Consider the following 5,248-nt stretch of genomic DNA (forward strand, 5'->3'; position numbering starts at 1 on the left):
CTCGTGGTGGGGGAGGGAACGGACTCCGGTGAGGTGGGGGCCTCCCGGAGTCCGGTCCATCTTCTCCTGGCGGGTGGTTGTGGGGCGGGGTTCCCGGGAGCGGCGGCATCGCGCTGGGGACGGTCCATCTGAGGCGGTTGGGCGAGGCGGAGCGTTGGCGGCGGCCCGTGGGGGGCGGTCGCGTTCGATGGCGATGGTGTGGAGTGGGAGGCGGTTCATGGGGGCGGTGTCCGCGCTCACCGCGTTGAGTTTGATGCTGACGGCGCAGGTGGCGCCGGCAGCGGACCTGGCGCCAGCGGGGGAAGTCCGGCGCCGGACGCAGGACCCGGAGCGGCTGGCGCCCTTCGGGTTGATGCTGGACGCGGGCGTCACGGAGGGCGCGGGGCTGTCCGTCTCGTTCCAGCCGACGAAGCTCGTCCGGCTGCACCTGGGAGGCACGCACAACGGCATGCGTCCTGGCGCGCGCGCGGGGCTCACGCTGCTGCCGCTGCGCGGGTGGCTGACGCCGGCGCTGAGCCTCGAGCTGGGCCACGCGAGGCCCGCGGACGCGCGCTGCGTGGAGCGCCGGCTGGCGGACCGCACGCTGCTGCCCAGTCCGTCCTTCGAGCGCGTGGGCTACACGTACGCGAGCGCGCTGCTCGGCTTCGAGATGCGAGCGCCCCAGCAGCGGCTCACCTTCTTCGTGCGCGGGGGCTTCAGCTTCATCGAGCTGTACGGCCCCGGGATTGAAGGCCTGGACGACCCCTTCCGCGGCGCGCTGGCGCCGGAAGAGACCCGGCCCTGGCGGGTGCGCAGCGTGCGGCCCACCGCGAAGCTGGGCATCCTCCTGTCCTTCGGTTAGCGCGCGAAGCCGCCGAAGAACTCCAGGACCTGGTCCTCCGCCCAGAACTGGGGCTTGTGCACGCGGCCTCCGACGAAGCCCACGTGTCCTCCGCGCTCGGTGAGCACCACGCTCAGCTGGGGGTTGTCCGTGGCGGCGGGAGGAATGACGGGTGCCTCCAGCATGGGGTCATCCGCCGCGCTCAACAGCAGCGTGGGCTTGCGGATGGCGCCCAGCCGGGGGCCGGAGGAGGCCTCGGCGTAGTAGCGCTCGGCGCTCCCGAAGCCGTGCAGCACCGCGGTGACGGCGTCGTCGAAGGCGCGGATGGTGCGCGCGGCCTCCATCCGCTGGCCGTCAAAGGCGCCGGGGAAGCGGCGCAGCTTCTCGCGCGCCTTCTTCTTCAGCGTGCGCAGGAAGCGCTCGCGGTACAGCAGGTGGAAGGGGCCTCCGCCGTCGAGCTTCCGGCAGCAGGCATCCAAGTCGTACGGCGCGCTGACGGCGGCGGCGGCGTCCACGGGCGCGGCCTCGCCCTGGTCCTCCAGGAGCCGGCACAGCACGTTGGCGCCCAGCGAGAAGCCCACCGCGAAGAGGGGGCCGGTGACGCGCTCGCGCACCTCGCGCAGCACGAGCAGCGCGTCGTCGATGTCGCCCGAGTGGTACGAGCGCGCCAGCCGGTTGGGCTCGCCGCTGCACGAGCGGAAGTTGAGCGCGGTGGCGCCCCAGCCCCGCTCGGCGGCGCCGCGGAGGACGGCGGTGATGTAGCCGGCCTGGGACGAGCCCTCCAGGCCATGGAGCGCCACCACGTGGGGCGCGCCGCGCGGCCCGTCGAAGGTGTCGAGGTCGACGAAGTCCCCGTCGGGCAGCTCGCGGCGCTCGCGGCGCACCGTGGGCGCGTGGGTGGGGCGCACGAGCGAGGCGTAGATGGTCTGCGCGTGCTCGTTGGCCAGACCGGGCGCGGGGACGAAGGGCTGGGTGGGCTGGAATCGCACGGCCCGGGGATAGCGCCCGCGCGCCCCCGGGACAAGGGACGATGGCGTGAACCGTCTACTCGCGGCGGGGAGGCGGCCGCCCGGACGCCAGGCGGCGCGCGGCGCGCATGGAGGGACAGCCCTGCTCGCGCACGGCCTCCGCCTCGGCGGTGAGGCCGAAGAGGTCCAGGTACTTGCGCACGCGCTCGTCGAGCGTCGGCGCCTCGATGAGGCGGCAGACCTCGTCCGCCTCGTACTGGCGGCAGACGGAGGGCCGCCGCTCGTACACGGAGCAGAGGTTGTCCTCGGTGAGGTGGGGGCAGCGCAGGCCCAGCGGCTTGTCCAGCGCGGCGATGTCCGGCGCCACGCAGCAGGCGCCACAGCGGGTGCACTCCATGGATGAAGAACCTCGGCGACTCAACGCGGGACGACCTTCTCCACCTTCCCCAGGTTCGTCACCGTGAGGCTGACACCCTGGCCCTTCTTCCACGTCAGGAACTCCTGCTCGCTCCCCGGCTCCAGCACGTGTTCCTTCTCTCCGTCGTCCTCGTAGCGGACGCGCACGGAGTACGTCTCCTCGCGGCGCAGCCGGTCCACGCCGCTCGCCGGGAGCTCCGGCCAGCGCGGCCGGTCATCGGTGCCGGACAGCTCGCGGCGGTCCTGCTCCTTCCACTCGTAGGTGTCATACCGGCACTGCTGCGCGAAGACGGGCTCGGTGCGGTAGCGCGTCTCGGTCTGGCAGTCCTCGTAGCTCTCGCTGCAGTACTTCGTGACGTCCTCGCAGACCTCCTCCACGAAGCCGTTGCCCTGGTCCCGGCGGCGGCACTTCTCCTCCGTGCCGCAGGCCACCTTGCGCGTCTTCGTGCGGCACACCCGCTCCGTGCCGTCCGGCACCCGGCGCGTGCCGCGCTGGCGCGACGCGCAGTCGCGCACGTTGGCCACGCCCGCGGCTTCTCCGGCGCCGTTGACGGGCATGCGCGGTGGGGTGGTGCTCAGCTCGTCCCGCCAGCCCGTCTTCACCACCGGGCTGAAGCGCTCGCGCACCACGGAGCGCTTCCACGCGGTGCCGGTGACACTGCCGGCGAACTCATGCGTGCTACCCGCCCAGAGGCTGAAGAGCGCGGAGCCGAAGCAGCAGGAGAACAGCAGGCCCAGGGCGAGCCACGCCTTCTTCCCCAGCGGCTTCTTCGGCGCGGCCACGGGCCGGGCCTGGGCGGGGGAGGGCAGCTCGCGGCCCACCGACGCCTTCGCGTCGTCCGTGCGCTCGGCGCTGCACTGCTTGCAGCGCGGCGAGTCTCCCCGGTTGGCGGCGCCGCAGTACGCGCAGAACCAGTCCTCGCCCGCCGCGGCCAGTTCGAGCGCCGCGCTGTCCGTGACGCCCTCGCGCAGCGACTTTCCGCTCTTCGCGTCCACCCCGCCGAAGTCGAACTCCGACTCCTTGCCCGTCAGCTCGCGGGGGTTGCCGCAGTGGGGGCAGACCTTGTGGCGCGCGGGGATGCCCTGGGTGTCGCAGGAGGTGCAGTTCCAGGTCCCCTCGATGATGCGGGTGCGCTTGGCCATGGCGGCATCCTACCCGGCGCTCACACCCAGAGCGCGCGAGGGAAGGGGACGTCCGGCGCGGCGGGCAGCCCGGGACGCAGGGGGCGCACCATGGGCAGCGAGCCCTCTCTCGCCACGCGCGCCGCTCCGGGCACGCGGGCCACCCAGGGCATGGTGCCCGGCTCCTCCCACAGCACCACCTTGGACAGCCCGGCTTTGCGCGCCATGGCGCAGGCCGCGTCCAGCAGCGCGGTGGCGTCCGCCTCGCAGCGCACGTCCAGCATCAGCACCACCAGTTCGCCGCTGCGGGCCATCATCGCCCACAGCGCGGTGGAGTCGCCCACCGTCGCGCCGCACGCCTCGGGGCGGGGCCGGCGGAGCATCTCCGCGTAGATGCGCTCGCGCTCCAGGTGCCAGTCCATCTGCGCGGGGCTCGGCCAGAGGAAGAAGGGCACGCTCGGCCGCCGCATCCGCTGGAGCGCCGCGGGCACGTCCGCGTCCTTCAGCAGCGCGTCCACGTGTCGGGTGGACTGGTCGGCGCGGGGCTGGAGGTTCCAGTCCCACGCGGGCGTCTCCTCGTAGCCGGAGCGGCGGTAGAGCGGCGCCCCCACGTCGGAGAAGAGGACCGCGGCGTGGCCCCTGGGCGAGGCGCGCTCCAGCTCGGCGGCCACGAGGTCCATCATGCGCGAGGCATGGCCACGGCCGCGCAGGGACTCCTCGGTGAAGACGCTGGCGATGGAGAAGCTGTCGCCCGCGGCGTACTCGCCGTCCGGGCCGAGCAGGAAGCTGTCGTTGTGGAAGCTCTCGCATGAGGCCAGCACGCGGCCGTCGTCGTCCAGCAGCAGCCACGTGCGCATGCCCTCGCGGCACCAGGGGTGGGCGCGCAGCCGCACCTCACGCTGGTGGAACTGCTCCACGGTGAGCGGGGAGCCCCAGGCGGAGTGGGTGACGCGGTCTCGCTCGGCCTTCTGCGCTTCGGTGGCAAGGACCAGGTGCATGGCGGCGCAGGGTAGCCGCGCCCGTCCCCGCGCGCACTCGCGACGGCGGACGCCCGTCCGCGAGGGCTCACAGCCGCGTGGTGTAGGGGAAGCGGAAGTGGAGCTGCAGGTAGGCCTGGCCCACGTGGAAGATGCCGTCGCGCAGCCGCTCCGGCAGCCCGAGCCCGCCGAGCTCCTGGGGCACGTAGAAGACGGACTCCCAGCCCACGCCCACGAGGAAGCTCTTCGAGGCCATCAGCTCCAGGTCCACGCCCAGCGACGCGCCGGGCCGCAGGAAGTGGGTGTCCTCCAGCGTGTCCGAGTGCAGGTACGCGTACGTCAGCAGGAGCCCCGCTCCCACCGAGAAGCGCGCCGGGCTGGAGGACAGCGGCAGGCCCAGGGACAGCGGCTTCCACGTGGCGCCGTACATGCCGGTGTCGCGCAGCTTGGGGGAGATGATGAGCGAGTCCGGGATGAGGATGGACGGGGAGATGCGAATCTCGTCCAGGCCCTGTGCCTGCTTCCGGTAGCGCCGGGGGATGAGGCGCTGGTTCTTCCTCAGCCACTCCTTGTCCAGCACCGCCTCCACGGAGATTTTCAGCCCGGTGTGGATGGGCTGGTCCTCGAAGACGGGCCCGAAGAAGAGGAACGCGGCGGGGCCCACGCCCACATCCACCGGCACGGTGACTCGCTGGGCGGTGGCCAGTCCCGGCAGCAGGAGGAACAACAGCAGGAGTCGGGCGGGACTCATGTAGGCCTCGTGGAGATCCAGGATTGCCGGATTGAATCACAAGGAGTTGAACGGTTGACGTTCTTTGGAGCAGGAAGGGGGCCGCCCGGGCCCACTCACTGCCCGCTGGCCCCGCGACACTCTGGAGACCCGATGCTTTCCGCAGCGCTGTTGATTGCCACGTCCCTGCAGGCCCAGACGCCTGCCCCCACCC

6 protein-coding genes are annotated in these 5,248 nt (G+C 72.6%); 1 reads left to right on the forward strand and 5 read right to left on the reverse strand.

What is annotated here, in order from left to right:
- The first annotated feature begins 217 nt into the window (after positions 1–217).
- Entirely contained in the window at positions 218–841 is a 624-nt protein-coding gene (locus tag HG543_RS51185) for a hypothetical protein (RefSeq protein WP_169352278.1), read from the forward strand.
- On the opposite strand, the gene HG543_RS51190 is transcribed toward HG543_RS51185, so the two are convergent.
- The 5 genes from HG543_RS51190 to HG543_RS51210 all read right to left on the reverse strand — a co-directional run bounded on the left by HG543_RS51190 (position 838) and on the right by HG543_RS51210 (position 5,055).
- Complete coding sequence (locus HG543_RS51190) at positions 838–1,809, reverse strand: hydrolase (protein WP_169352279.1); 972 nt, start codon at positions 1,807–1,809, stop codon at positions 838–840. The genes HG543_RS51185 and HG543_RS51190 overlap by 4 nt on opposite strands.
- Before the next feature lie 55 nt (positions 1,810–1,864).
- Complete coding sequence (locus HG543_RS51195) at positions 1,865–2,185, reverse strand: YkgJ family cysteine cluster protein (protein ID WP_169352280.1); 321 nt, start codon at positions 2,183–2,185, stop codon at positions 1,865–1,867.
- Between the two features lie 20 nt (positions 2,186–2,205).
- A complete protein-coding gene (locus HG543_RS51200) occupies positions 2,206–3,348 on the reverse strand; it encodes a hypothetical protein (RefSeq protein ID WP_169352281.1) in 1,143 nt (380 codons plus the stop codon).
- Between the two features lie 20 nt (positions 3,349–3,368).
- The gene (locus tag HG543_RS51205) at positions 3,369–4,325 is read right to left on the reverse strand and encodes a GNAT family N-acetyltransferase (protein ID WP_169352282.1); all 957 of its coding nucleotides are present in this window, start codon (positions 4,323–4,325) and stop codon (positions 3,369–3,371) included.
- A 67-nt stretch (positions 4,326–4,392) separates the two neighbouring features.
- On the reverse strand, positions 4,393–5,055 hold the full coding sequence (locus HG543_RS51210) for a hypothetical protein (protein ID WP_169352283.1): 663 nt from the start codon (positions 5,053–5,055) through the stop codon (positions 4,393–4,395).
- Positions 5,056–5,248 lie beyond the last annotated feature (193 nt).

It is taken from the genome of Pyxidicoccus fallax (assembly GCF_012933655.1).
Lineage (GTDB): Bacteria > Myxococcota > Myxococcia > Myxococcales > Myxococcaceae > Myxococcus > Myxococcus fallax.

Excerpts from the sequence above, each read along its gene's own strand:
- HG543_RS51195 (WP_169352280.1), bottom strand. The coding sequence starts at position 2,185 with ATGGAGTGCACCCGCTGTGGCGCCTGCTGCGTGGCGCCGGACATCGCC.
- HG543_RS51210 (WP_169352283.1), bottom strand. The coding sequence starts at position 5,055 with ATGAGTCCCGCCCGACTCCTGCTGTTGTTCCTCCTGCTGCCGGGACTG.
- HG543_RS51200 (WP_169352281.1), bottom strand. The coding sequence starts at position 3,348 with ATGGCCAAGCGCACCCGCATCATCGAGGGGACCTGGAACTGCACCTCC.
- HG543_RS51185 (WP_169352278.1), top strand. The coding sequence starts at position 218 with ATGGGGGCGGTGTCCGCGCTCACCGCGTTGAGTTTGATGCTGACGGCG.
- HG543_RS51205 (WP_169352282.1), bottom strand. The coding sequence starts at position 4,325 with ATGCACCTGGTCCTTGCCACCGAAGCGCAGAAGGCCGAGCGAGACCGC.